This is a genomic window from Rhizobium sp. NZLR8 (genome assembly GCF_019685025.1).
Classification (GTDB): Bacteria; Pseudomonadota; Alphaproteobacteria; order Rhizobiales; family Rhizobiaceae; genus Rhizobium.
This window is the reverse complement of the sequence record NZ_JABDVY010000016.1, coordinates 1-23013: the sequence shown is the minus strand read 5'-3', so window position 1 is coordinate 23013 and position 23013 is coordinate 1. Positions and strand designations below refer to the sequence as shown.

The 23013-nt window shown below is 57.4% G+C and carries 21 protein-coding genes and 6 pseudogenes; 8 read left to right on the top strand and 19 right to left on the bottom strand.

The annotated features are described in order from the left end of the window. Positions 1-32 precede the first annotated feature (32 nt). Positions 33-353, top strand: coding sequence for a glutathione S-transferase family protein (locus HJB89_RS27075; protein ID WP_129557812.1), 321 nt, complete (start codon positions 33-35; stop codon positions 351-353). 513 nt (positions 354-866) lie between these two features. Here the strand turns inward: HJB89_RS27075 and HJB89_RS27070 are convergent. The 4 genes from HJB89_RS27070 to tnpA form a co-directional block, all read right to left on the bottom strand. Beyond that, the gene (locus HJB89_RS27070) at positions 867-1145 is read right to left on the bottom strand and encodes a putative quinol monooxygenase (RefSeq protein ID WP_041936714.1); all 279 of its coding nucleotides are present in this window, start codon (positions 1143-1145) and stop codon (positions 867-869) included. A gap of 162 nt (positions 1146-1307) precedes the next feature. Continuing rightward, complete coding sequence (locus HJB89_RS27065) at positions 1308-1829, bottom strand: hypothetical protein (protein WP_011654680.1); 522 nt, start codon at positions 1827-1829, stop codon at positions 1308-1310. A 248-nt stretch (positions 1830-2077) separates the two neighbouring features. Beyond that, entirely contained in the window at positions 2078-2578 is a 501-nt protein-coding gene (locus HJB89_RS27060; RefSeq protein ID WP_244432394.1) for a lipocalin-like domain-containing protein, read from the bottom strand. 112 nt (positions 2579-2690) lie between these two features. Further along, the gene (gene tnpA, locus HJB89_RS27055; RefSeq protein WP_041936693.1) at positions 2691-2945 is read right to left on the bottom strand and encodes an IS66-like element accessory protein TnpA; all 255 of its coding nucleotides are present in this window, start codon (positions 2943-2945) and stop codon (positions 2691-2693) included. A gap of 78 nt (positions 2946-3023) precedes the next feature. Between tnpA and HJB89_RS27050 the strand changes: the two are divergent. Then, a pseudogene (locus tag HJB89_RS27050) lies at positions 3024-3389 on the top strand (integrase core domain-containing protein); the annotation flags it as partial. Between the two features lie 283 nt (positions 3390-3672). Here HJB89_RS27050 and HJB89_RS27045 read toward each other — a convergent pair. Further along, positions 3673-3861, bottom strand: a complete 189-nt coding sequence (locus HJB89_RS27045) for a helix-turn-helix domain-containing protein (protein ID WP_011654683.1) — start codon at positions 3859-3861, stop codon at positions 3673-3675. A 20-nt stretch (positions 3862-3881) separates the two neighbouring features. Here HJB89_RS27045 and HJB89_RS27040 point away from each other — a divergent pair, with 20 nt between their 5' ends. Together HJB89_RS27040 and HJB89_RS27035 are read left to right on the top strand one after the other, a co-directional pair. Beyond that, the gene (locus HJB89_RS27040; protein ID WP_049778445.1) at positions 3882-5360 is read left to right on the top strand and encodes a DNA polymerase Y family protein; all 1479 of its coding nucleotides are present in this window, start codon (positions 3882-3884) and stop codon (positions 5358-5360) included. After that, positions 5357-6079, top strand: a pseudogene (locus HJB89_RS27035) (PHP domain-containing protein); the annotation flags it as partial. The gene HJB89_RS27040 and the pseudogene HJB89_RS27035, both read left to right, overlap by 4 nt. Before the next feature lie 114 nt (positions 6080-6193). On the opposite strand, the gene HJB89_RS27030 reads toward HJB89_RS27035, so the two are convergent. Then, a complete protein-coding gene (locus HJB89_RS27030; RefSeq protein WP_011654685.1) occupies positions 6194-7381 on the bottom strand; it encodes an aminotransferase class V-fold PLP-dependent enzyme in 1188 nt (395 codons plus the stop codon). Positions 7382-7506: 125 nt separating this feature from the next. Continuing rightward, positions 7507-8346 (bottom strand): ABC transporter substrate-binding protein, encoded by an 840-nt coding sequence (locus tag HJB89_RS27025; protein WP_011654686.1) that lies wholly within the window; start codon positions 8344-8346, stop codon positions 7507-7509. Positions 8347-8511: 165 nt separating this feature from the next. On the opposite strand from HJB89_RS27025, the gene HJB89_RS27020 reads away from it, so the two are divergent. After that, positions 8512-9465, top strand: coding sequence for a LysR family transcriptional regulator (locus tag HJB89_RS27020; protein WP_011654687.1), 954 nt, complete (start codon positions 8512-8514; stop codon positions 9463-9465). A gap of 64 nt (positions 9466-9529) precedes the next feature. Here the strand turns inward: HJB89_RS27020 and HJB89_RS27015 are convergent, their stop codons facing one another. The 12 genes and pseudogenes from HJB89_RS27015 to HJB89_RS26970 form a co-directional block, all read right to left on the bottom strand. Next, positions 9530-9997, bottom strand: coding sequence for a RidA family protein (locus HJB89_RS27015; protein ID WP_026264766.1), 468 nt, complete (start codon positions 9995-9997; stop codon positions 9530-9532). A 77-nt stretch (positions 9998-10074) separates the two neighbouring features. Next, on the bottom strand, positions 10075-10878 hold the full coding sequence (locus HJB89_RS27010; protein ID WP_011654689.1) for an amino acid ABC transporter ATP-binding protein: 804 nt from the start codon (positions 10876-10878) through the stop codon (positions 10075-10077). Continuing rightward, the gene (locus tag HJB89_RS27005; protein WP_011654690.1) at positions 10875-11816 is read right to left on the bottom strand and encodes an amino acid ABC transporter permease; all 942 of its coding nucleotides are present in this window, start codon (positions 11814-11816) and stop codon (positions 10875-10877) included. Before HJB89_RS27005 ends, HJB89_RS27010 begins: the two co-directional genes overlap by 4 nt. Before the next feature lie 361 nt (positions 11817-12177). Beyond that, positions 12178-12467 (bottom strand): annotated as a pseudogene (locus HJB89_RS33460) (IS110 family transposase); the annotation flags it as partial. 460 nt (positions 12468-12927) lie between these two features. After that, complete coding sequence (locus HJB89_RS27000; protein WP_011654693.1) at positions 12928-13419, bottom strand: Lrp/AsnC family transcriptional regulator; 492 nt, start codon at positions 13417-13419, stop codon at positions 12928-12930. Then, positions 13416-14222: a homoserine kinase gene (locus HJB89_RS26995; protein ID WP_011654694.1), complete on the bottom strand. Its 807-nt coding sequence runs from the start codon at positions 14220-14222 to the stop codon at positions 13416-13418. Before HJB89_RS26995 ends, HJB89_RS27000 begins: the two co-directional genes overlap by 4 nt. Next, a pseudogene (locus HJB89_RS26990) lies at positions 14206-15099 on the bottom strand (lyase family protein); the annotation flags it as partial. The pseudogene HJB89_RS26990 and the gene HJB89_RS26995, both read right to left, overlap by 17 nt. 6 nt (positions 15100-15105) lie before the next feature. Further along, positions 15106-15258, bottom strand: a pseudogene (locus HJB89_RS33455) (dihydrodipicolinate synthase family protein); the annotation flags it as partial. A 45-nt stretch (positions 15259-15303) separates the two neighbouring features. Continuing rightward, complete coding sequence (locus tag HJB89_RS26985; RefSeq protein WP_032984729.1) at positions 15304-16722, bottom strand: aldehyde dehydrogenase family protein; 1419 nt, start codon at positions 16720-16722, stop codon at positions 15304-15306. Next, a complete protein-coding gene (locus tag HJB89_RS26980; RefSeq protein WP_011654697.1) occupies positions 16719-17780 on the bottom strand; it encodes a homoserine dehydrogenase in 1062 nt (353 codons plus the stop codon). Before HJB89_RS26980 ends, HJB89_RS26985 begins: the two co-directional genes overlap by 4 nt. A 1179-nt stretch (positions 17781-18959) precedes the next feature. Next, complete coding sequence (locus HJB89_RS26975; protein ID WP_011654699.1) at positions 18960-20165, bottom strand: aminotransferase class V-fold PLP-dependent enzyme; 1206 nt, start codon at positions 20163-20165, stop codon at positions 18960-18962. Between the two features lie 162 nt (positions 20166-20327). Then, positions 20328-21248, bottom strand: coding sequence for a LysR family transcriptional regulator (locus HJB89_RS26970; protein ID WP_011654700.1), 921 nt, complete (start codon positions 21246-21248; stop codon positions 20328-20330). A 179-nt stretch (positions 21249-21427) separates the two neighbouring features. On the opposite strand from HJB89_RS26970, the gene HJB89_RS26965 reads away from it, so the two are divergent. From HJB89_RS26965 to HJB89_RS33450, 3 genes and pseudogenes are all read left to right on the top strand, one after another. Further along, positions 21428-21811: a RidA family protein gene (locus HJB89_RS26965; RefSeq protein WP_011654701.1), complete on the top strand. Its 384-nt coding sequence runs from the start codon at positions 21428-21430 to the stop codon at positions 21809-21811. 63 nt (positions 21812-21874) lie between these two features. Further along, positions 21875-22897, top strand: coding sequence for a carbon-nitrogen hydrolase family protein (locus HJB89_RS26960; protein ID WP_011654702.1), 1023 nt, complete (start codon positions 21875-21877; stop codon positions 22895-22897). A 5-nt stretch (positions 22898-22902) separates the two neighbouring features. Then, positions 22903-23013 (top strand): annotated as a pseudogene (locus HJB89_RS33450) (molybdenum-binding oxidoreductase); the annotation flags it as partial.

Here is a 23013-nt window from a genome sequence, read left to right as displayed (position 1 = left end):
TGGAGTTTGTCCGCGCCTACTAGGCACCTCTCGTGCATCGACAGCAGCACGTGGTTGGTGGGCAAGCAGGGCGTCAGCCCTATTCGCTGGCGTTGATGTCACCAGACCATCCCGAAGCCAAGGCCGACGGATTTCACCGCTTAAACCCGAAAGGGCGAATCCCTGTTCTCATTGCCGAGAATTTTACTCTCACTGAGGCGCCGGCAATCTTATTTCACCTGGGCCTGACGAATCCGGGTGCAGGGCTCCTGGGAGCGGGTGCAGAAAACATCGTCCGTTCCATCGAATGGTTCAACTGGCTGTCGAGCGCGGTTCACGCGGTCGCCGTCCGAATGATCCGGCGCTACGCATGATCTGGCGCGCCGACTTTTTCTTACCGGATCAATCGATGTACGCGCCCTTAGTTCATAAAGGAAAGGAGCATTTGGCTTCCGCGTTTGCGCTTATAGAATCCAAGTTGACGGACCGAGATTGGGAGAGTCCTATTCAATCGTTGATCCGTACTTTCTCGTAGTCCACCGCTGGGGAAGTCGTATGGCCGTTGCGATGCGAAATCTCTACCCCGCTTGGACCTCTCATGCACGTCGGCTGGAGGAGCGGGCGGCTGTGCGACGAGCCCTAACGCAAGAGGGAATATCCCAGTGGGGTAGCGGTCGCGTTGCCGAATCCAAGAATAACAAGATCACATACGCGGTCGTGCTAAAAAGTCTGGTAGCGTTCATTAGCGGGAAACCAACTCTACGGCCGCATTGACGCTCATCTCGAACGCCAAAGCCGATGGAGCGAGTTCAATGTCGTCCGTGCAGGCCAACGCCGAAGTATGATGGAGTTGGCCCGCCACAAACGACCGGTTGGTTCGCTGCGGGCTATTTCGTCGCCATGATGTCGATCTTTGAAATGGTGGGCGCATGATCCAGCAATTCGGGGGCCTTGGCCATCAATGCGGCTGCGACCTTGCCAGCCAGGTGCGCCGACCGACCTGCCTCGTCGGGGAACGTGTCAAAGATTGCAAATTGGGTCTTACTTAAACGAACCGCATACCAAGCGATCGTTGCCGGCTCGTCCTGCACGATAGCGCGGCCGCCGCGCAGGAATTGCGCGACGTCCTCTTCCTTTCCAGCCTTGGCATCTAGCACGACCCACAAGCCGACGTTCGCCTGCGCGGTTGAAGTTGGCTCGGCGGCATGCGCCGGTGCACCGAGAATGAGTGCAGCGCTGATGTTGAGGGCGACCACCATCGCGGTTGCGGAGTACTTCAGAGAGACCATCATTTTGATCCTTGAGGATGCGTTGAAGAGAGCCTCAGTCTACGCCAGCGAACTCGCAGCGCGAGTGGCGATAATGACATCTTTGATATCATTATCGCCAAGTTTCGCATCTGCCAACGGGCGATCCTTGACGCGTGTTCGCAGCCAAATCACGAAGATCAGCGCAATCAAAACGGACCCCAGCCATGCTGCGATAAAGAGGTCGCCCAGGATAGGCGAAGCTCCGATCGTCTGGATCACTTCGATGGAGCCAAGAGTATCAAACCAGGCAAGTGATGTCTCAAGAAGACGTTCGCGGAAAAAGGCATCCAGTTCGCAACTCCGACGGTTCACGTGTCCGGCGGGACGGTCGATGCAGCCGCGTCTGCCGCTGCGGCGGAGCTGCGGAGACCACCAAAACTCATCGCAACACTTCAGGAATAGCAGCGTCGATGCGCGACCTATCTTGTAAAACCGGCTGAAAGGCGATGTGCCGGACAATAGGTCTAACCTTTGCCGGCTCATCACTATCGGACAATCAGAACAGATCTCCAATATATCGATCGGGCCGACAGGCCACATTTCGTCTTGCTCCGGTTTGACCGGGAACCAGTAGGCAAGGTCACGCTCCTGACGTCCTCAACAGCAAGCCCATAATCGTCCCAAGACTCACGCGCTCGTCATTGGTCTCATTTTACGTCAATCAATCAGCACTCGGTGGCGTGACGCAATTCGAATATCCGGGGAACAGGGTGCGCTCGGTGGCCACTAATTCCTGGCGGCCCGACCTCAGGCCCACTAAAAGTTCAGGAGCCAAGCCTGCTCTTGACTTAAGGCTCTCTTTCCCACTCCAAGATACCGCGCAACGTCTTTCCGGCTTGGGTAGCCGGAACGCTTTCGATGATCAGGGTGTCACCGTCCACGCGATAGGTCCGTTGTTGTTCGGAGCCCACCCAATTCTGATCACCCGCAATGTCAATTTTCGTTATGAAACGATCGTTCTCCAGCCGATATTTACCGGAGTACGTATACAAGCTGCGGAAGGCGGCACTCTGCCCATCGGCACCTTCGGCCGGCTTGCGATCTTCAGCCGTGATCAGAACCAATATGCGACCCGATGAGAAGAAGACACAGCCCGCGGGGCGCTCGCCAAACGGAGAGGGCTTTTGTTCCTTTGTGTCTACGTCTTCCAACACCCAACGTTTAAGCTTCCATGTGCCGGTGAGCGTTTTGGTGTCGGCGAAAGCCGGGTGAACGATAGAATGTGCGACCATTGTCAAGCTCCCTTGGATCTGGCGCTGTAATTGCACTCCGTGGCCTTGCTCGGTCATGCTAGATCGCATTTCTTGCGTTACCCAATATCAAATTCATCTGCCGCCATGCCAAACGAATATGCCCCCCGACGACGACCGATGGTGCATCTGCTGATCCTACCCAGAACAATTAAGCTCTGATTAATGCGACATCTGACACGATCACCGGCACAAAAGTCGACGTATCAGAGCTCAGCTGCTCAATTTGGCAAAGCTCCTTACGCCAGCGGAAAAGTTGACTGACATGGATGCCGGCCGCGCGGGCAATCTCGGAGATCACCGCGTCCGGCTCAAAACATGCAGCGACGAGGCGCTCTTTATCTTCGCGTGACCAGCGCCGACGGCGCTCTACGGACGTGATCACCTCAATTGAATGCTTCGTCATATGGCTACTCCTAGTGTTACCACTAGGACTCGCAGTCAGCAGCCCGTCACTGCAAGACGGCCTTCACCGTGGGCTTACGGTGAAGATGTCGTGCAGACGTTGGAACGGGTGTGCCGGAATGTCGGCTATCCAAAGACCATCAGGGTCGATCAAGGGACGGAGTTCGTATCCCGCGATCTTGATCTTTGGGCTTATGCCAAGGGGGCGACCTTGGACTTCTCACGCCCAGGCAAGCCGACCGATAATGCATTCATTGAAGCATTCAATGGCCGCTTTCGTGCCGAATGTTTGAACCTGCATTGGTTCCTAACCCTTGCGGATGCCCGCGAAAAGATGGAGGATTGGCGTAGATACTACAACGAAGAACGGCCTCATGGTGCAATCGGCAATAAGCCGCCGATCTCGCTGATGAATTCGGGAGGCGCAACCAGCTCGCCTCCCTGAATGAAGCCGGAAAACTCTAGCGTCCGCTGGTCCAACGTTTGGGAGCGGTTCAAAACCGCCGAGGCTCTAATCGCAGCCGGATGAAACTTCAGTGGCAGGTCACCGGCTATGTAATTGCGGGGGGAGCGCAATTAGCCAAGGGGCGGCCGCCATCCGGCTTCCTCGGCGCCGAATGTGCTGCCGCGCAGTTCCATACATATGCTTACGCCGCGAAAGCCAACTTTCGCAACAGGTTAGGGCGGCGATCGCGTTAAGAATACCGAGGTCGCCGCACGGTTGCTCGCTATTCCTTATTTGGCTTTCTAAGTAGGTCAGCAGGTTCAACACCCAGCACGGCAGCGAATCGGTCTAGCACCTCAATACTTGGGCTGTAGACGCATCGTTCTAGAGAGCTGATGTAGGTCCGATCAACGCTGGCACGATGGGCGAGCTCCTCCTGCGACATTTTTCTCGCCTGTCGAAGAGCTCTCAAATTTCGAGCGAAGGCCGGATCTGCCGACGGATCGTATTCGTCGCGCCGATCCGTCTATTCCGCCTGAACAGGCGATCGCCGTGATCGCTAGGAGTGGGTCTAAACGCTGGGTTTCGGCCGCAGACGCGGCCGCCCGAAAAGCCGGGGTGCATGTCGGCATGCCGGCGGCCAAAGCACAGGCGCTTTTCCGTGGCCTGATGTTGGTCGATGCGGATCCTGTAAAGGATGCCGCAGCACTCGAACGCATCACCCTTTGGGCGCTGACGCTCTACTCACCGATCGTCGCAGTCGATGGCATCGACGGGATCGTCATGGATACCGAGGGTGCCGATCACCTGCAGGGCGGCGAGCTGCCAATGGTGACGAAGATCGCCAATCAGTTCCTGGCAAAGAAGCTCACTCCGCGGGTCGCGATCGCCGACACCTGGGGTGCGGCCCACGCCTGCGCCCGTGCCATCAGCCGCGAGACGGTCATCGTACCGATCGGCGAGACGGTGCGCGCCGTCGAAAAGCTGCCGATATCGTTGCTGCGCCTTCCCGGGAAAGTCGTCAGCGATCTGCGCACGCTCGGTTTCCAGACGATCGGCGAATTGGCCAACACGCCGCGCGCGCCGCTGACGCTTCGTTTCGGTCCGGAGATTGGCCGGCGGCTCGACCAGATGTTCGGCCGAGTCTCCGAACCGATCGATCCGATCCGCACCGCCGAGCTGATTGAAGTGAGCCGCGCCTTTGCCGAACCGATCGGCGCTGCCGAAACCATCAACAAATATGTCGGTCGGCTGGTCGTGCAATTGATCGAGGAGCTTCAGAAACGCGGCCTTGGCGTTCGCCGGGCGGATCTGATCGTCGAGAAGGTCGATGGTGCCAGGCAGGCAATCCGCGCCGGCGCGGTGAAGCCGGTGCGCGACGTCGCCTGGCTGACGAAGCTGTTTCGCGATCGAACGGAGAAGATCGAGCCCGGCTTCGGGATCGAGAAGCTCACCCTGGTTGCGGTCATAGTCGAGCCGCTGGAGGAGCGCCAGAGGTCGTCATCGCTGGTCGAGGAGGAAGTGAAGGACGTGACGCCATTGATCGATATCTATGGCAACCGCGGGCAGCGCGTGTATCGGGTGGCGCCGGTTGCCTCCGACGTGCCCGAGCGCTCCGTCCAGCGCATCAGTCCTGCTGCCGATCCGGTCGAGGTCACCTGGGTCAGCCATTGGCGCCGGCCTGTCCGGCTGCTGGCCCGTCCCGAGCTGATCGAAGCGATTGCCTTGCTACCGGACCGTCCGCCGGTATCGATCACCTGGCGCGGCAAGCGCCGGAAGGTCAAGCGGGCCGATGGGCCCGAGAGGATTTTTGGCGAGTGGTGGCGGCGCGACGCCGAGATGGAGGCGGTGCGGGATTATTTCGTCATCGAAGACGAGGCCGGCGAGCGTCTCTGGGTGTTTCGTTCCGGTGATGGCATCGATCCTGAAACCGGAAACCATCGCTGGTTCTGCCATGGGATCTTCGCATGAGTTATGCCGAGCTGCAGGTCACGACCCATTTTTCCTTCCTGCGCGGCGCAAGCTCAGCGCAGGAACTGTTCGAGACCGCCAAGGCTCTCGGCATCGAAGCTCTCGGCGTTGTCGATCGCAATTCCCTTGCCGGGATTGTCCGGGCGCTCGAAGCATCGCGCGCCACGGGATTACGCCTCCTTGTCGGTTGCCGGCTCGATCTGCAAGACGGCATGTCGGTGCTGGTCTATCCGAGCGACCGGGCTGCCTATTCCCGGCTGACTCGTCTCATCACGCTTGGCAAGTCGCGCGGCGGCAAGAACAACTGCATCCTGCATTGGGATGATGTCATCGCATACACCGACGGCATGATCGGCATTCTGGTGCCGGACCTGCCGGATGACGTCTGTGCGATCCAGCTGCGCAAGATGGCCGAGCTGTTTGGTGATCGGGCCTATGTGTCGCTCTGCCTCCGGCGTCGGCAGAACGACCAGCTGCGGCTGCATGAGATTTCCAATCTTGCGGCGCGGTTCAAGGTGAAGACGGTCGTCACCAATGACATCCTCTTCCACGAACCAGGTCGCCGGCAGTTGCAGGACATCGTCACCTGCATTCGCACCCGCACCACAATCGACGATGTCGGCTTCGAGCGCGAGCGCCACGCCGACCGCTATCTGAATCCGCCGGAAGAAATGGAGCGGTTGTTTCGGCGGTACCGGCACGCCCTCGCGCCAACTATCGGCGGCCTTTGTATTGACACCGTTCCTTGCTGTCCAGGATCACCGGAATTTGGCCGGAATGCGACAAATGCAGCATGCACGCTATCAAAGTGCCGCCTTCGAGCGAGTGGCGTGTTACGCATTGGCTCGGGACGCTGCTCCGCGTAATACATCTGAGACCAGCGCAAGCTCATCCTCATTGCTGTAGTAGTGGGGCGAAAAACGGACGGCGTCGTTCCTGACGCTGCATTTCACGTCGGCAGCATCTAAGTCTGCAAACAGGACGCTGGTGGCCATCTTTGGATTCTTCAGCAGGATGATGCCCGACTGGGATTCTTCCGGCCAATCACTCATGATTTCGTACCCTGCGGATTTAGCCTGCGTCCGAATTCGCGCTCCGAGTTCCATAACATAACTCTCGATCTTCTCCATGCCGATGGAATCGATCTCTTCAAGCCTCTTGGCCAATCCGAAGATGCCTGCGCCGTTCTCGGTGCCTGGTTCGAACCGCTTGGCGTCTGGAAGAAAATCGAGAACGCGATGAAAGGAGAAGGCGTCGTTCACACTCAACCAACCGACGATGCGCGGCTTGATGCGTTCGAAAGCCCTTTCGGAGAACGCGGCGAAGCCAATTCCGACTGGTCCGAGCATCCATTTATGCGCGCTCACAACGAGGACATCTACGCCTTCGCCCTCCATGTCCACGCTCAGCACCCCGACCGACTGCGTGCCGTCGACGACCAACAATGCGTCGTGATCGGCGCAGATTTGCGAGAATCCGGCGAGATCAACCCGGAAACCGCTGTAGAACTGAACATGGCTCACTGCGACCAGTTTCGTCCTGCTGTCGACCAGGAAACGAAGATCATCTGGAGCAAGCGCTCCGTTGCGCGCCTTCATCGTGCGGATTTCCACACCTTGCTGGGAAAGCGTCTCCCAGATGAGAAAGTTTGAGGGAAATTCGAGCTCAGGAACCACCAGGTTGTCACCAGGCTTCCAGTCGATTCCCAAGGCGACGAGCGACAGGCCATGCGAGGTGTTCTGGATGTAGGCAATCCGTTCCGCAGTCGAGCCAACAAGTTTGGCGGCAAGGCTGCGTCCTTTGTCGCATGTCGGCGCGCTTGCCACCATGATCCCGGACGTGTCCGTGGCATGGAGTGTCGCCTGCCGGGCGATCGCATCCCGCACGCCGATCGATATAGGGGAAACAGCGGCGTTGTTCCAATAGATGCATTCTTTGACGATCGGGTATTGGCTGCGGATGACTGCGAGTTCGGCCGCGTTCAGATAGGTCTGGTGCCTCGTTGAAGCGTGTGCGTTCATACATGATCTCGGTGAAAAAATGGCGCAGTTTCCGTCTGCTCCCGTCGCTCGTGAATTTGGTCACGGCAAACAAGCCAAAGCGAGGGTGAAAGCGAGCGGATGGCGCTCATCCGCTCGTAAGGGGCTTATTCGGCAATCTGATCGACAGAGGTGATGATACGGGATTTTTTGACCGCCGCGAGCGACATGCCATACTTGTCGAGGACGGTCTCGTACTTGCCGTTGGCGATGAGTTCCTGAAAAATTGCCTGCATCATTTCAGCTGAGGCCTTGTCGCCTTTCTGGACGGCGACGCCTAAAGGTAGGACATCGTAGACTCCCGGAGCAACGACGAGCTTTCCATTGCTGGTCTGCTCGTAATATCCAGCTGCGGTGGAGTCGTCGAAACGAGCGTCGGCCCGACCTGTCAGCACCGCCTGGATCGTGTCTTTCTGCTCGGGATAGATGACCTTGTCGATCTTGGGCAGGTTGGATTTCGCGCAGTCCTCGCTCAGCTTGTCCGTGGTGAAATCGGCCGCCGATCCGGTCTGGACAGCCACCCGCTTGCCGCACAGGCTCTTCGCATCCGAGATGGAGTCTTTTTTGTCAGGGAGAACCATCGCCACGGTTCCTGACTGGAGGAACGTGACGAAGTCGACCTGCTTCAAGCGATCTTCCTTCACCGTGAACGTCGCCCACGCTACCTTGACCCTTCCGGCCGAGAGCGAAGGAATTTGGGAAGCGAAAGGTATGCGCTGAAGGTCGAGTTTAGCCGTGATGAGCTTCGCCGCCTCGTGCGCCAAATCCACGTCCAGGCCAGCCGGCTGGCCGTTTGCATCGACGAACTCAAATGGTGCGTAATCGAGCCCATTTGCGATTGTGAGCGTACCGGACGACTTGACGGATTCCGTGACCGGAACCTCCGCTCCGATGGCGTTCTGCGCAAGCGTGAGGGCGACGAAAATACCCAGATGCGTGGCTTTCATGATGATCCCCTTTTTTGGACGTTGGCGTTTAGCACGGGTAAGGAAGCACATCCTGGACAGTGAATCGAATTGAAAAGATGCATTGACAATATGAGCTGCGTTCATGATCTTCTGCGGACCGCCGATATCTTTTGACGGCGAGCAAAAGCACCCGAGGGTCCCGATATGGCCGAGTTCTCTTTGAACCAAATCGATCTCAACCTCCTAAGGACCTTCGACGTCCTCATGCGGGAGCGGAGTGTGACCAGGGCTGCAGACAGACTTGGGCGCACCCAGTCAGCCATAAGCCATTCACTGGGCAGGCTTCGCGACGTGTTTAAAGACGACCTCTTCACCCGAGAAGCGGGGATCATGGAGCCGACCGCACGGGCGAAAGAATTGGCGGAGGTCATTTCCCAGGCCCTGCACGAAATTCGGGTGGCGGTGGACCGACACCTCAATTTCGATCCGACGACCACCTCTAGAAATTTTCGGATTGGCCTTTCGGACTATACGGCCGTCACCTACTTGCCCGAACTGATCGAGAATTTCTCGATGCTCGCGCCCAATGCTTCGTTGAATGTGGTCCACGCCAGGGAACCCGACGCACTCGGATCGTTGAAGAACCGCGAAGTGGAATGCGCGGTGCTTGGCAACCCCAAGCTCGATGCCGAGCACTTCGAGGTCGTGGAGCTTTCGAGGGATCGGATGGTTTGTGCTGGATGGACTGGAAATCCGGCGATGGCCGACATGTCGCTGGATCGTTACCTCGCGTCGCCGCACCTTCAGATATCCGCGGACGGCATCGCAGCCGGCGTCGCGGACATAACCTTGCAGAAGCTCGGCCTTCATCGAAAAGTGGTTGCAACGATACCGCACTATCTCGTTGCTCCATGGGTCATTAAAGGCACGGAGCTGATTTCGGCGTTCGGTGACGGCGTGTTGCTGGCACTCTCTGAAGAAAGCGAGACAGCGATCGTTCCTCCGCCGCTCGAACTTCCCGATGTCACTATTTCGTTAATCTTCGATAGATCGAATGAACTAGACCCCGGGCATGTGTGGTTCCGGAACCTGATCAAAGACGTGTCTGACAGGCAGAGGACGCTCAAACAAGGCGTCTATGAACGACTGGAGCTTTGAACGCGCCTGCGGCCTGAAAAGCCGCGTTTGCGACAAACCGCCGAAGGGGGCATGCAGGCATTTGTCAGTCTAGCTCGAACAGGGCTTCGACCTCGACTGCGGCCTGCAATGGCAGGGAAGAAACCCCGACGGTGCTCCGCGCGTGCCGCCCTTGCTCGCCGAAAATCTCAACGATGACGTCCGAGGCACCGTTCATGACGCGAGCGTGCTCGGAAAACGCAGACGTCGCAGCGATGAACCCACCCAGTCGAACGACCCTCTTGATCTTGTCCAGGCTTCCAAGGCTGGCTCTAGCTTGAGCTATGACATTGATCGCAGCGGCCCGAGCAGCTCGTATTCCGTCTTCGACAGAGACGTTTTCCCCGAGCGATCCCAACGCCACGAGTGTGCCGCCGGGAGACACGCAAAGCTGCCCTGAAATGAACAGGAGGTTCCCGACTTGATGAGTCGCGACGTAGTTCGCGACCGATCCGGGCGGTTTCGGGAGATCGATGGCCAGTTCTATGATGCGCTGCTCGAAAGAAGAGTTCATTGGCAAGTCCTGTCCTTCAGCTTCTGTGGCTGTGGATAGATGAATTTCGGAGGGCGGTCCGGGAGTTTTTCCGCGCGTCAGAGGACGCGCGCCAAAAACTCACGTGTTCGGGGAGACTGCGGGTTGGCAATCATCTCTCGCGGGTTGCCGGATTCGACGACAAGCCCGCCGTCCATGAAAATAAGCTGATCGGCAACCTCGCGGGCGAACCCGATTTCATGCGTCACGACTACCATGGTTATTCCCTCGCGCGCCAGACTCTTCATCACCTCGAGCACCTCGCCCACGAGCTCTGGATCGAGTGCGGATGTCGGCTCGTCAAAAAGCAAGACCTTTGGGTTCATCGCGAGCGCCCGTGCGATAGCCACGCGCTGTTGCTGGCCGCCCGACAACTGCCTCGGGTAAGCGTCCCTCTTTTCGGCAAGGCCCACCCGTTTGAGAAGTTCAATCGCCTTTGCCGTCGCCTGCGCAACCGGCTCCCGCTTCACGCGTAAAGGAGCCTCCATAAGATTTTCGATCACGGTCATGTGAGGAAACAAGTTGAACTGCTGGAAAACCATTCCGATCTCGGCCCTGCGCTGGCATATCGCGCTCGGCGGCAGTTCGTAGAGTTTGTTGCCTTCTAGGCGATAGCCAACGAAGTCTCCGTCGACGAGCATCAACCCGCCATTGATTTCCTCGAGGTGATTGATGCAGCGCAGGAATGTGCTCTTTCCCGATCCTGAAGGGCCGATGATGCAAGCGACCGAGCCGGACGGCACCGTGAGGTCCACGCCTTTGAGCACCTCGAGATGGCCGTAGGATTTGCGGATGCCTTTGGCATGTACCATCGTCGTAGATGCGATCCCGAAGCGCTCGTGATGTGTGCCGGGTGCAGTCATGCCAGCGCCTCCTTCCGACCGATCTTGGCCAGGTTCCCGAGTATTGCCCTCGTGATTCCGGGATTGATGCGATGCTCGTCGCGGCTGAAATGTTTTTCCAGGTAGAACTGACCGCCAGACATGATCGAGACTACGGCGAGGTACCAGAAAGACACAACAAGGAGCAGAGGGATGGTCTCGAACGTCCGGGCATAGATGGACTGGGCCGAGTACAGCAGATCGCCCACAGCGATGATACTGACCAGAGAGGTCGTCTTGAGAAGGTTGATCGTCTCGTTTCCGGTCGGCGGAATGATTATTCTCATCGCTTGGGGAAGGACAATCCTCCTCAGCGCCAGGCTAGGATTCATCCCAAGACATGCCGACGCCTCGTACTGGCCCTTGTTGACCGACTTCAATCCGCTCCTGACGATTTCGGCCATATATCCCGCTTCATGAAGCGAGAGTGCGACGATGGCCGAGACCAGTGGGGTCATGATGTCATTTGTAGACACCGAATACACTGTGCCGACCCCCGGCAGCCAAAGCGTGATATCTTTGACGACGATCGACAGATTGTACCAGATGATCAACTGGACGAGAGCTGGAGTGCCTCGGAAGAACCAGACGAAGGCCGCAGCGGGCACAGAAAGCAGCTTGCTCGGAGACAGCATCATCAATGCGGCGATGGTTCCCCCGAGAGTGGCTAGGGCCATCACGACCGCTGTGATTAGAACGGTTTGCCAAAGACCATCGAGTATGAGTGGGTTGAACAGATATTGCGCGACGATGGGCCACTGAAACTCGGGATTGGAAATTGCTGACCTGATCATGCCGGCGACCGACACTAAGACCAAGGCGACGGCCACCCACCTCCAAGGGTGTCGCAGTGGAACGATGGTCAGTTGTTCCGGGTCGATCTTGTCGGCCGATCTCCTTGTGGATTGACTACCAGTCATACTCGCCTCCGCTTGACTAGATGGGCACATTCCGTTCCCGATATCTGGGTTGTCCCCCGATTGGCGCGGTCACCCACGTCTCGGAAATTTTGATCTCGCCTCCCTTCGTTGTGAGGCCCGACGGTGCATTCAATCAAATTAATAATTCGCATCGTGAAAATGCACGCGGTGCATGAGGACTAGAAACGTGGCGGGACCACCCGCAGGCCAATCCTCAAAGGCAAGGGGGCTCGCCCTTAAAATGGGCGAAAAGCTGCGACGCCGCGTCTTGCGGGTTCGTTACGATTCAGGGATTCCGTCTGGGCATCATGTCCTCGCTCAAAATACGAGGACAAATTGCCAGATCGGTGCTCACGAAAAATCGATCTAAATCCGACGCGACTTTTGTCCGCGACTCGGTGAAATCGCCGTCCCGAACTTTGTGCAACCCGCAATCCTTGCGAAGCGGCTGATAGCCAGTGACGCCCTGGGGCGAAGAGCAGACCCTTGCGCGATTGACATGCCTTACCCGTTCCGCAATCAACACTTCCCCGCAAATGCGACTCCCATCTTCATCGTCTGGGCCCGGCGTTTTGACCATTGCGCATACACGTGGCTCGCCGCGCTTGAACGCAAGCAGTGCTCGGAGCAGGCCTCACCATCAATCTTATCGTCAAGGCGGCTCGTTCACGTCCATGAGGCGCTGTCGAAGGAGACTTGTATTTTCCGCTGCGGCCTTCTGGTGCTTCCTCTTATCGACTTCTCGGAGTCCCGTCGTGATGGTAGACCGATCTGCGACTGGTTGTTGGCGCGGCCTGCCGGTTCCACACGTCGATCTCGCAGGCGGCCGCGTCGTATAGACCACCGCCCGCGGCAAACACCCTTGCTCCCGTCAGCCCTCAACCCATCTCTCACATATTGACGTAGCCGGAAAAAAGGTCCTCCGCGATTGCCACTGGAGGCGTTTCCCCACATCGTTGAGTGGAAACGCCGGGTCAGAAAACCGGCGGGGTCGCGGCATCCATACGATCTGATGCCGGGTACAATGCGCTTTCACATGCGCCTCGGCCGTTCGGTAGAAGTTCGACTGCATTGGTCGGTGCACGCATGTTTCGCAGTTTCTTAACAGGGCTCATAAAGGCTCATTGGAAGCTGCCGGATTTTGGCCGCGGCGAACCTCATCCCTCCGCACAACGGAGGAAAGAGCGAATGCCGTAAGGGTGTCCCGTACGCCCGGGAGCTCGGATATCAGCTGCCAGATCTGGCGAATTCGATCGGCTCGCGGAGATTCCACTCTGACGACGAGATCGAAATCGCCCGTCATCACATCGCAAGCGACGACCTCGGGAATTGTCCGCAGAGCTTGGATGATCTCGCCACCCCTCATACGGTCCTGGCGGTAGACAAACATCAATGCGGTGGTGATCGGGCTATCGTTTCCGCCATCCCCAGTGACGATCGTGTAACCCTTGATGAAGCCCTCGCGTTCTAGCCGTTCTATCCGAACGCGAACAGCATTACGGGACAGATTGACCTTGCCCGATAGCTCAGCGTGAGAGGCCCGTGCGTTGGTCCGCAGCGCGCTTAGGATTTGTTCGTCGATGCGGTCGAGAAGATATCTCATGCCCGACAGGCCGGTTGCCGGGCAACTTGGCCAAATCCCGAAGATTCAAATGCGCGTACAGCCGCCTCAAGCATATAAATCTTTTCCTTTTTGCTAGCATAGTGTCTGGCGGCGGATGCGAGGACGAACGCGGGAAGTGCTTTCTTTTCCGCCTCAGTCAGCTGTCTTACACTCTCATAGCCTGCCAAGATGGCCCGGGCTTTCTGTTCGTCCAGCTCTCCAGCCGGCTGGCTCGCCCAGCTAATGAGAACGTCCGCAATCTCAGAAATCAGCACGTCATCGTGCCGGAGCCGGAAGTTAATCACACCGCTGACGTTCTCTCCGAGGAAGAAGACATTGGAAGGTACCAGGGCTCCATGCAGGGCACCCGTTGGCAGCTCATCCAGAGAATGTTTTCGGCCCCCTTGCAGGATCACGTGGATCCGCGCCATGAGGCGGCCGAGATTTTCGCTCTTTTCTGGCGTTGGATTGTTTGTCGATGATCCCGCTACAAAGCTCACGATGGCAACAAGGCGACCGGCAGCCTGGAAGGTGGCGTCGCCATCAACCGTCCGCGTCGGTTTAGGACATGGAATACCCCTGTTGTTCAGCTTCTCCATCGTTGCGAACGCGCGTTCCAGATCCAGCGGCTCGGCGCCGTTTTCGAAAAGCGTGACGATGAATTCACCGCCCGCTGTCCGGAAAAGATAGGTCGTTTCCCTGTCACCGTCGGCAATACCGATCACCGACGACAACGATGTCATACCGTAGGCTGCGGCTATCGAGTTTCGGTCTTCGTCGGATATTTCAGTGAAAACGGCCATCTTTCCCCTCCGTCCAACCACTTCTTGAGAAATTCGCAAACTCCGCGGTATCTCCATAAATCTGATGAACCTGGCTTTCCGTCAGACCTCTTTCTTCTTCGACAACATCTCGTAAGTTTCTCTTTTCGACCAGCGCCTTTTTGGTTAGATCTGCCGCTTTGCTGTATCCGATCAACTTCGCCAGCGGCTTAGCAAGAACGATAGATTGGTCGAGCAACGCCTGGCAACGATCGACGTCAACTTCGATGCCATCGATGCAGCGTTCCATTAAGATCACCATGCCTCTGGTTAGCATGCGCATCGACTGCAGGATATTCAAAACGATGACCGGCTCCATCGCGTTCAGCTGCAGTTGACCGGCACTGGCGGCGAGCGTCACCGTAAGATCATTGCCGATAACCTGAAAGCTAATCTGGTTCATCATCTCCGGGATGAAGGGATTGCCCTTGCCAGGCATGATCGACGAGCCGGCTTGGACCGGCGGCAAGCGGATCTCTCCTAGACCGCCACGGGGACCGCTACTCAACAGCCGAAGGTCGTTGCAAATCTTCGTCAGGTTGAAGGCAATGCCTTCAAGCACGAAGGAGACGAACCCGCCCGTGTCCGATGTGGCTTCGATGAAGTTGCGGGCCGGAATTAACCGGTAGCCGGATTTCTGGGACAGGTGATCGCATACCGCCTGCGCGAAGCCTGAGGGTACGTTGATTGCCGTGCCGCTCGCCGAACCGCAGAGGTTTATCTCCTTAAGAAGCTTAGAGGCGTAGTGGACTTGAACGATATCCTCGTCAATGAATTCAGCAAACGCTTCGAATTCCTTCCCCGCGGTCACGGGCGCAGCGTCTTGCAACTGTGTCCGGCCGACTTTCACAGAACTCGCGGCATGACTGAGCGTCGGACTTTCCCCCGTCGTTCCGCACGGAACAAGGCCGAAGGACCCTTCGTCGATCTGCCATTCGATGAGATCGCGCAGCGCGCCCTCATCCACATGGCCATCAGCAAATGGCGTGACAGGCGCAGTGATAGAACCCTTGAACATTGTTTACCCCGACATTGCTGATGGCATTGAGCGTGGAAAGAGCTGTTAAGGCTTCAACCGGTTGATGCACACGACCTTCGGCTGGGTCATGTCCTCATAGGCAAACCGCACACCCTCGCGGCCCATGCTGCCATATTTGAAGCCGCCAAACGGCATTGCATCGAACCGGTAGTCGGAGGAGTCGTTGACCATGACGCCACCGGCCTCGATCTTGCTTGCAGTTTCGAGCGCCGCTTCGAGGTCATTGGTAAAAATGGCGGCGTGAAGGCTGTAGTCAGGGCCGTTTGCAAGACCGATTGCATCAGCCAATCCATCGAAGGGCTGAAGAATGACGATCGGCGCGAATACTTCTTCGCCCCACACGTCGCAGGATATCGGAACATCCTCCAGGACGGTCGGCGGGTAGAGATTGCCGGCTGGCCTATGGCCGCAAAGCAATGTCGCGCCGGCAGCGAGCGCCCGTTCGACCATTGCGATCGCTCTGCTGACAGCCTTTTCGGAGATCAACGGGCCGACATCGGTATCGGCATCCAAGGGATTGCCAGTCTTGAGCTTCTTGGTATCTGCGACGAATTTCGCCTTGAATTGCTGATAGATCGGCCGCTGGATCAGAATTCGCTGCGTGCCAATGCAGTTCTGACCGGCCGCCCAGTAGGCTCCGGATACGCAGGCCTCGACGGCCGCATCGAAGTTGCAATTTTCCATAACGATGACAGGCGCATTGCCGCCGAGATCCATGGCAAGTTTTTTGAGGCCCGCGGTCTTGGCAATCGCTTCACCGGTGGCAAAGCCGCCAGTAAACGAGATCATGCGAACGTCTCTCGCCGCAACAAGAGCCTTTCCAAGCTCAGGGCCACCGATCGCAACCGTTATAATCTCTTCAGGTAGACCGCTTTCGATCATGACCTCGACGAGCTTGACGGCAGAGAGTGGGGTAAACTCGGACGGCTTCAAAAGCACTGCGTTGCCACCGGCAATCGCGGGACCGAGTTTGTGGGCAACGAGGTTGAGTGGGTCGTTGTAGGGCGTGATGGCAGCAATAATCCCCAGCGGTTCTCTCGTATACCAACCCTGGCGAGACTCCGAGCCCGCGTAAGCATCGAACGGGATGACTTCGCCCGCGTTGCGTTTGGCCTCGTCGGCGGACAGCTTGAGCGTATTGACGCACCGGATTGTCTCTTTGCGGGCCTGCGTAATCGTCTTGCCCGCCTCTTTGGCGATCAGGAGCGCGAACTCCTCCCGCGAGGCCTCGATTGCTGCTGCGGCCGTTTCAAGGATCGCCGACCGCTTGTGACGGGGCAGGGTTCTGGCAATCTGCGCGCCGCGCCTGGCTCGCTCAAGGAGCGCATCCACGCTTGCAGCACAGGTTTCCACAACTGTTCCGACCAGCGTACCGTCGAAGGGGCTGGTGACGGCAATTTCTTCGAGGCCTGTCGCTTGGGTGAGTGCAAGGTTGTGCATCATGCAGCTTCCTTAGCGGTGGAAGAAGCGCCCGCGGAATGAATGGCGACGATATCGGAAAGAAGAGCATATGCAGTTTCGATGCGGCCAGCGCCAGGTCCGGTGATCGTCACGGCGCCCAGCAGTTCGGTGTCGAGTGAGACTGCATTAGTGGCGCCGTTGACGCCTGCCAGCGGATGATCGAGGCCAAGCCGTTTGGGGGAAACACTGCCGGTCACACTGCCGTCGTCATTGCGGACCGCAGCCCCGATGAGCTTCCAGCGGCTGTTTGCCTTGGCGGCTTCCTCGATGTCGGAGAGTGAAAGACCGGAGACGCCCTTGCAGCTTATATCCTCAGGCTTGAGATTCGCGCCAAGCAGTTCGTTTGCCAGGATGACAACCTTCAGACGAACGTCGAAACCTTCCACATCTGCGGTCGGGTCGGCTTCGGCATAACCGAGTTTCTGTGCTTCCTTGACGGCGGAGGCGAAATCCAGACCGCTTTCCATGCGACCGAGGACGAAGTTGGATGTGCCGTTGAGGATCCCCTCGAAGCCCTTCAATTCGGCGCCGGCAAGGGTTCTTTCCGCCATGCGAATAACAGGTGTGCCGCTCATCACGGCGCCTTCGTACTCGAAGCGCACGCCGTTGGTTTTTGCGAACGCCTTGAGCGCTGGGGCAGCGATGGCTACAGGGCCTTTGTTGGTGGTTACCACGTGTTTGCCGGTCTCAAGTGCCCACCTGCAATGCGAGACGGCGGGTTCGCCATCCTTGGGATTGGTGTACGTTGCCTCGACTACGATGTCTGCCGGCGCCGTCTTGATGATGGTCTCGTTGTCAGCTTCAGCACTTCCACCCGAAAGTTGTCCGAAGCCACCCTTTTCGAACTTCGCGTCGACCAGAGTTTTTGCATCAAGACCATTTGGCGAGATTACCGAACCCAAATAGAGGTCGCTCACAGCGACAATATTCAGGCGGAAGCCAAGGTCGCGTTCCCAGAGCTGGTTCTTGGCGGCGATGAGTTCAGTCAGGGCGCGATTGACGCCGCCAAATCCGATCAGAGCGATATTGTAAATTGTCATAACGATCCTCCGTGAAGTTTATGGCGTAATCATAGGATGCGAAACGATCCACCGGAACGTGGCAAACGAGCCAAAGGGCAGCGCACTTTGCTCAATTTGCTGCCGCGCTGGTCAGGTCCTTGAGAGTTTCATCACGGGCATCCCGGACACGATCAAAGCGCCGTCTGCCAGACGCATAGGTGATGCTTGTTCTCCAAGGATCGTCGTTCCGAGCAGGCACGATCTCGCCGGCTGTAATTGGAGCCGGCAATGCCGTACACGATGCAGGCGACCAAATGGGGCCGCAAATTTGCGTTGTATGTTCGGTTCGCTAAACGGACTGGGAACTTGAATTGCCGGTAGAAAGCCATCCGGACTTGATGAGTCCGGGCAAGCCGCGGTGCGCGTGGCCATCTCCTCGACCCAGCGGCCACGCTTTCCAAGCGTGGCCGTCGCCGCCATCGATGAGGCGGTTGGCCCTGACTTTCCGACCATCATTAGCGTAAGCCAGTGGAAGCAGCAGGATTCCGCGGCACGGCTATGCGAGACCAGCGCTGATGCACATTTGTTGCTGCCGTTGGTGGACGCTGGGTAGATCTCCTACATCACCTGCAGCGGCGTTTCTGAAACCGGACTTTCCTGCGATCGATATCGAGAAAGGCGTAAACCTCGGCGGACGCGGCCGAGAACTCACCCGTGCTACAACATTGGCGGGGTCTTATTCGGCTTCGACGCAGACTTCCTGAACGCCTTTACAGGTCAAGGGGCGGGGCGGAGACAAGGGCTAGAAAGATTGATCGGAACGAGCGCGACGAGTGCGATTTAATCGCCGTTGACAGAGCTCTGACTAGCGATCAGGCGAGTGTGGACCCTGCGACGCTGCGGCCCTTTCTGAACTCGTAAATTTAAATATCACCGGTGGAAGTGATGATATTCGCTTGCCTGCTATCTTTCTCGCGCGATACATTACGACGCCACCACCAACCCTGAAGTCGAGAACTGCCACTTCTCCGACATGTACCCCCGAAGCCGGTGTGGGTGGCGCCAGAGGCACTCTTTTAAGGCCAGGATGAACAAAACGACGATGAAGTCTGCTCGCCGCCTAGATGGGACGTTGCCCGTGTTCCCGCGAAGAAGCCTCACCAATAGCCGAACAAAATGGCATTATTGGTATCCAGTTGATCCAGTCGCGCCGATCAGTTACGCGGCAATACCAGCAATTGCCTCTAGGAATGCCTCAATTTCCTCCTCCGAATTGTAATAATGTGGGGAAGCTCGCACCACCGGCGGGAGTTGTCGCGTATACGCGTCCACGGGTGTACTAGAGGGCGGGGAAACCGAGACGTTGATTCCCTTGCCAGCCAGATAGGCCATGACGGCTGGCGAATCCCAGCCGTTAACGGTGAATGAGATGATGGACGCGAGCGGCGCCCCAAGGTCATGTACGGATACGGCACGCATCCCCCTCAGACCTTCCCGAAGCCTTGAAGAAAGGTGACTGCAGCGCGCTTCGATGTTTTCGAGCCCTATTTCGAGCGCGTAGTCCACTGCTGCCCGCAAGCCGAGACGAACCGAACAGTTCTTTTCCCACGTTTCAAAGCGTCTGGCATCAGGTCGCAACTCGTATCGATCGGGTGCGGTCCAGGGCGCGCCGTAGAGATCGATCATCGCTGGCTCGATCTTCTCCAGAACTGATTTTCGCATGTACATGAAACCCGTTCCCCGCGGCGCACGGAGAAACTTCCTGCCGGTAGCGGTGAGGATGTCGCAGCCGAGAGCATTCACATCGATCGGCGTTTGACCCGCAGCTTGGCAGGCGTCGAGCAGATAGAGAATGCCGTTGTCTCGCGCTATTCGACCGATCGCTGCTGCTGGATTGATAAGCCCGCCGTTCGTCGGGATCCAGGTGACCGCTATCAATCGAACGCGCTCATCAATCATTTTCGTCAGCGCGTCCGGATCAAGGACGCCAGAGGCGTCATTCGGAATGACTTCGATCGATACGCCGGTGCGCTTGGCAACCTGCAGAAAGGCCACGTAGTTGGCCGCAAATTCGGCACTTGCCGTCAGAATCCTGTCTCCAGGTCCAAAAGAAAGGGAATAGAAGGCGCGCTGCCAGGCGATCGTCGCGTTTTCAGCTATCGCTATCTCGTCGCGAGCGCAGTTTACGAAAGTGGCCAAGCTGTCATAGGCTCCCTCCAACAGCGAGTTGGCCTCCGCTGCTGCCTCGTAGCCACCGATTTCGCCCTCCCGGCTCAGGTACCCAATCACTGCGTCAATCACCGGACTCGGCATCAGCGCCGCCCCAGCATTGTTGAGGTGGTTTCTGTTTCTTGTGCCGGGAGTATCAGCACGCAGGCGAGGAAGGTCCAAAGCCTTGCGGGCGTCGCGGTTGATTTGCGACATGAGGAGTTCCTTCCTTTAATCTAGCCACCCATCTTGTTGACGCAATCAAAACTGCGGCGGAAGCCGATACTTTTGCAACCTACTGTGCAGATTTGAACGGCGTGGCGTGACCCGGCGCCAGTTAACAGGCCAGCCTGCTCGGCGGGCAGCAACGTGCGCCTTTCACCGTGACCAGGGTACGTTTCCCAGAAGGCGTTGTTCGTCCCGACGAACCAGCGCTTTCACGAACTGCTTTACGGCTCTCACTCTCGGCAGATAAGCTAGGTCCTGATGTGCCGACATCCAGATCTCACGTTCGCCGCTCAACTCTTCAAGCACTGGAATGAGCCCGAGTTTCAGACTGCGTGCGAATTCAGGAAGCGCTACAATTCCTGCGCCCGCAGACGCCGCGAACATCTGCGACATCATGCTGTTTGAGCTGAACGCCATCGTTGGGGCGGGTACGAGTTCCTCTAGCCATAGAACGCTTTCGAGCAGAACTAGCTCTTCGATATAGCCGACAAAGCGGTGCTCGCGAAGATCCGCCGCTTGAGAGGGAACGCCATTGCGTTCCAGATAGGCCTGCGAAGCGAATAGGCCAGTCTTGAAGCGTCCGATCAGCTGACTGTCGAGAGCAGTTCCATGTGGCTTGAAGAAGCTTAGGAAAAGATCTGCCTCCCGGCGAGCGACCCGAACGGTTTGCGGCGATGTCACAAGCTCGATGTCAAGATCAGGGTACCGACTACTGAGTTCAACGAGGCGCTCGGAGAGATAAAGCGTTGCGATGCCCTCCATGGTGGCTAATCTGACCGTACCGCGTACCTCGTCTCGATTGCTCACGTCGCTGCGAAGCGCATTCACCCCATTCTCGATTTCCTCCGCTCGCCGCATCGTAACAAGCCCGGCTGGGGTCAGCAGAAGTCCATCCCTGGTCCTTTCGACGAGTGCGCCGCCAACCGTGTATTCCAGGCGAGCAAGCCGACGGGAAACAGTGGAGTGGCTGACTTTCAGTTCCCGGGCGGCTCCGGTCACGCTCTTGCACCGTACGACGATGAGGAAAAGTTTGAGATCGTCCCAGTCAAGATGATCGATTGCAGTCGCCATGCGACCCTCCGTCTATTTTTGCACAGAGTAGTGCATCCAATTCGGGTTGGCGCACAAATTCGTTTTGATAGTTTCGAGCGGGCTGCAAAGGCGAACATGCAGCATATCATGACGCAAACCACTTGCGGATATGCTGGTCGCCAGCAGGTCGCGCTGCTTAACCTGCCTTGGGAGAAACCATGTCTAGACGAACTGTGAATGCTTCGAACGCTGCGGCAGTAGGACCATATTCGCACGCGACATGGGCCGGCAACCTGTTATTTTGCTCGGGCCAGACGCCGCTCGATTCCAGCACCGGCAAACTTGTCGACGGAACCGTCGCCGATCAGACACGCCAGTGTTTTGATAATCTGTTTGAAGTTCTTGAAGCAGCAGGCTTGGGGTCGGATGATGTCGTATCCGTCAACGTTTATCTCACCGACATGGACGACTTTGGTCAGATGAATGAGATTTACGCCACACGTTTTTCATCGCCCTATCCTGCCCGCACCACAATCGGCTGCGCCAGCTTGCCGCTGGGTGCACGCATTGAAATCGGTCTAACGGCAAAACGGCAATCATGACCCGGTCATTGGCGAGCTTGTCGAAATGGCTGATGGCGAGCCTTGATCAGTAGGGGAATATAGATGGGAAACATGAAATTCTGGGCCGCGGCTGCTCATATTGCCCCCGTCTATCTCGATCCTGGGGCGAGCGCGGAAAAAGCTTGCTCGGTGATAGCAGAGGCGGCCCGAAATGGCGCATCGCTCGTGGTATTTTCGGAGAGCTTTCTTCCCGGTTTCCCTGTCTGGGCAGCACTTTACCCGCCCATTCAATCGCACGAGCATTTCAAACGCTTCTTGACAGCTTCGGTGTACATTGACGGCCCGGAAATTGAGCGTGTGCGAAAGGCCGCCTCCGATAACGGTGTTTTCGTTTCAATCGGTTTTTCCGAGCGCAACCCGGCAAGTGTCGGAGGTTTGTGGAATAGCAATGTTCTGATTTCCGATACCGGCCAAATCCTGATCCACCATCGAAAACTGGTCGCAACCTTCTTTGAAAAACTAGTTTGGGATCCGGGCGATGGCGCAGGATTGGTCGTCGCAAACACGAGAATCGGTCGCATTGGCGGCCTAATTTGCGGGGAAAATACAAATCCGCTCGCGCGCTACAGCCTGATGACGCAGGGCGAGCAAGTTCATATAAGTAGCTATCCGCCGATCTGGCCCACTCGCGTTCCCACAGAAAGCGACAACTACGACAACCGGGCAGCCAACCGCATCCGTGCCTCAGCGCACTGCTTCGAGGCCAAGTGCTTCGGGATCATCGTGGCGGGGCACCTGGACGAAGTCGCACGCAAATCCATTGCTTTGGATGATCCTGCGATCGAAGCGATCATAGATGCCAGTCCGCGGGCCACTAGCTTTTTCCTAGGGCCGACTGGCGCCGCAACTGGTGACGAAATGATCGATGAAGGTATCGGCTATGCCCAAATCGATCTCGACGACTGTGTTGAGCCGAAACGATTTCACGACGTCGTTGCTGGTTACAACCGCTTCGATATTTTCGACGTCACCGTGAACCGGGTGCGTCGAAACCCAATCAGATTTTTGGAAGGCCGCGCTGAGGACGCTCTAACGAGCCCCGAGGCCGTGGCCGTGCCGGAGTAAAGGTGATGGCGCGGACGGGTATGCACATGACCAAGAAGGGTTTCTCCTTCCAGGGCCCTGCCGACGGCGTTCATGCCCTTAAATCGTGGATCACCCCTGAAGATGATCTTTTTCTG

What these genes read in the sequence shown, in the direction of transcription:
- HJB89_RS27065 (WP_011654680.1), bottom strand. Translation starts at nt 1,829, where the DNA reads ATGTGGCCTGTCGGCCCGATCGATATATTGGAGATCTGTTCTGATTGT.
- HJB89_RS27060 (WP_244432394.1), bottom strand. Translation starts at nt 2,578, where the DNA reads ATGACCGAGCAAGGCCACGGAGTGCAATTACAGCGCCAGATCCAAGGG.
- tnpA (WP_041936693.1), bottom strand. Translation starts at nt 2,945, where the DNA reads ATGACGAAGCATTCAATTGAGGTGATCACGTCCGTAGAGCGCCGTCGG.
- HJB89_RS27030 (WP_011654685.1), bottom strand. Translation starts at nt 7,381, where the DNA reads ATGAACGCACACGCTTCAACGAGGCACCAGACCTATCTGAACGCGGCC.
- HJB89_RS27025 (WP_011654686.1), bottom strand. Translation starts at nt 8,346, where the DNA reads ATGAAAGCCACGCATCTGGGTATTTTCGTCGCCCTCACGCTTGCGCAG.
- HJB89_RS27020 (WP_011654687.1), top strand. Translation starts at nt 8,512, where the DNA reads ATGGCCGAGTTCTCTTTGAACCAAATCGATCTCAACCTCCTAAGGACC.
- HJB89_RS27015 (WP_026264766.1), bottom strand. Translation starts at nt 9,997, where the DNA reads ATGAACTCTTCTTTCGAGCAGCGCATCATAGAACTGGCCATCGATCTC.
- HJB89_RS27010 (WP_011654689.1), bottom strand. Translation starts at nt 10,878, where the DNA reads ATGACTGCACCCGGCACACATCACGAGCGCTTCGGGATCGCATCTACG.
- HJB89_RS27005 (WP_011654690.1), bottom strand. Translation starts at nt 11,816, where the DNA reads ATGACTGGTAGTCAATCCACAAGGAGATCGGCCGACAAGATCGACCCG.
- HJB89_RS27000 (WP_011654693.1), bottom strand. Translation starts at nt 13,419, where the DNA reads ATGAGATATCTTCTCGACCGCATCGACGAACAAATCCTAAGCGCGCTG.
- HJB89_RS26995 (WP_011654694.1), bottom strand. Translation starts at nt 14,222, where the DNA reads ATGGCCGTTTTCACTGAAATATCCGACGAAGACCGAAACTCGATAGCC.
- HJB89_RS26985 (WP_032984729.1), bottom strand. Translation starts at nt 16,722, where the DNA reads ATGATGCACAACCTTGCACTCACCCAAGCGACAGGCCTCGAAGAAATT.
- HJB89_RS26980 (WP_011654697.1), bottom strand. Translation starts at nt 17,780, where the DNA reads ATGACAATTTACAATATCGCTCTGATCGGATTTGGCGGCGTCAATCGC.
- HJB89_RS26975 (WP_011654699.1), bottom strand. Translation starts at nt 20,165, where the DNA reads ATGTCGCAAATCAACCGCGACGCCCGCAAGGCTTTGGACCTTCCTCGC.
- HJB89_RS26970 (WP_011654700.1), bottom strand. Translation starts at nt 21,248, where the DNA reads ATGGCGACTGCAATCGATCATCTTGACTGGGACGATCTCAAACTTTTC.
- HJB89_RS26965 (WP_011654701.1), top strand. Translation starts at nt 21,428, where the DNA reads ATGTCTAGACGAACTGTGAATGCTTCGAACGCTGCGGCAGTAGGACCA.
- HJB89_RS26960 (WP_011654702.1), top strand. Translation starts at nt 21,875, where the DNA reads ATGGGAAACATGAAATTCTGGGCCGCGGCTGCTCATATTGCCCCCGTC.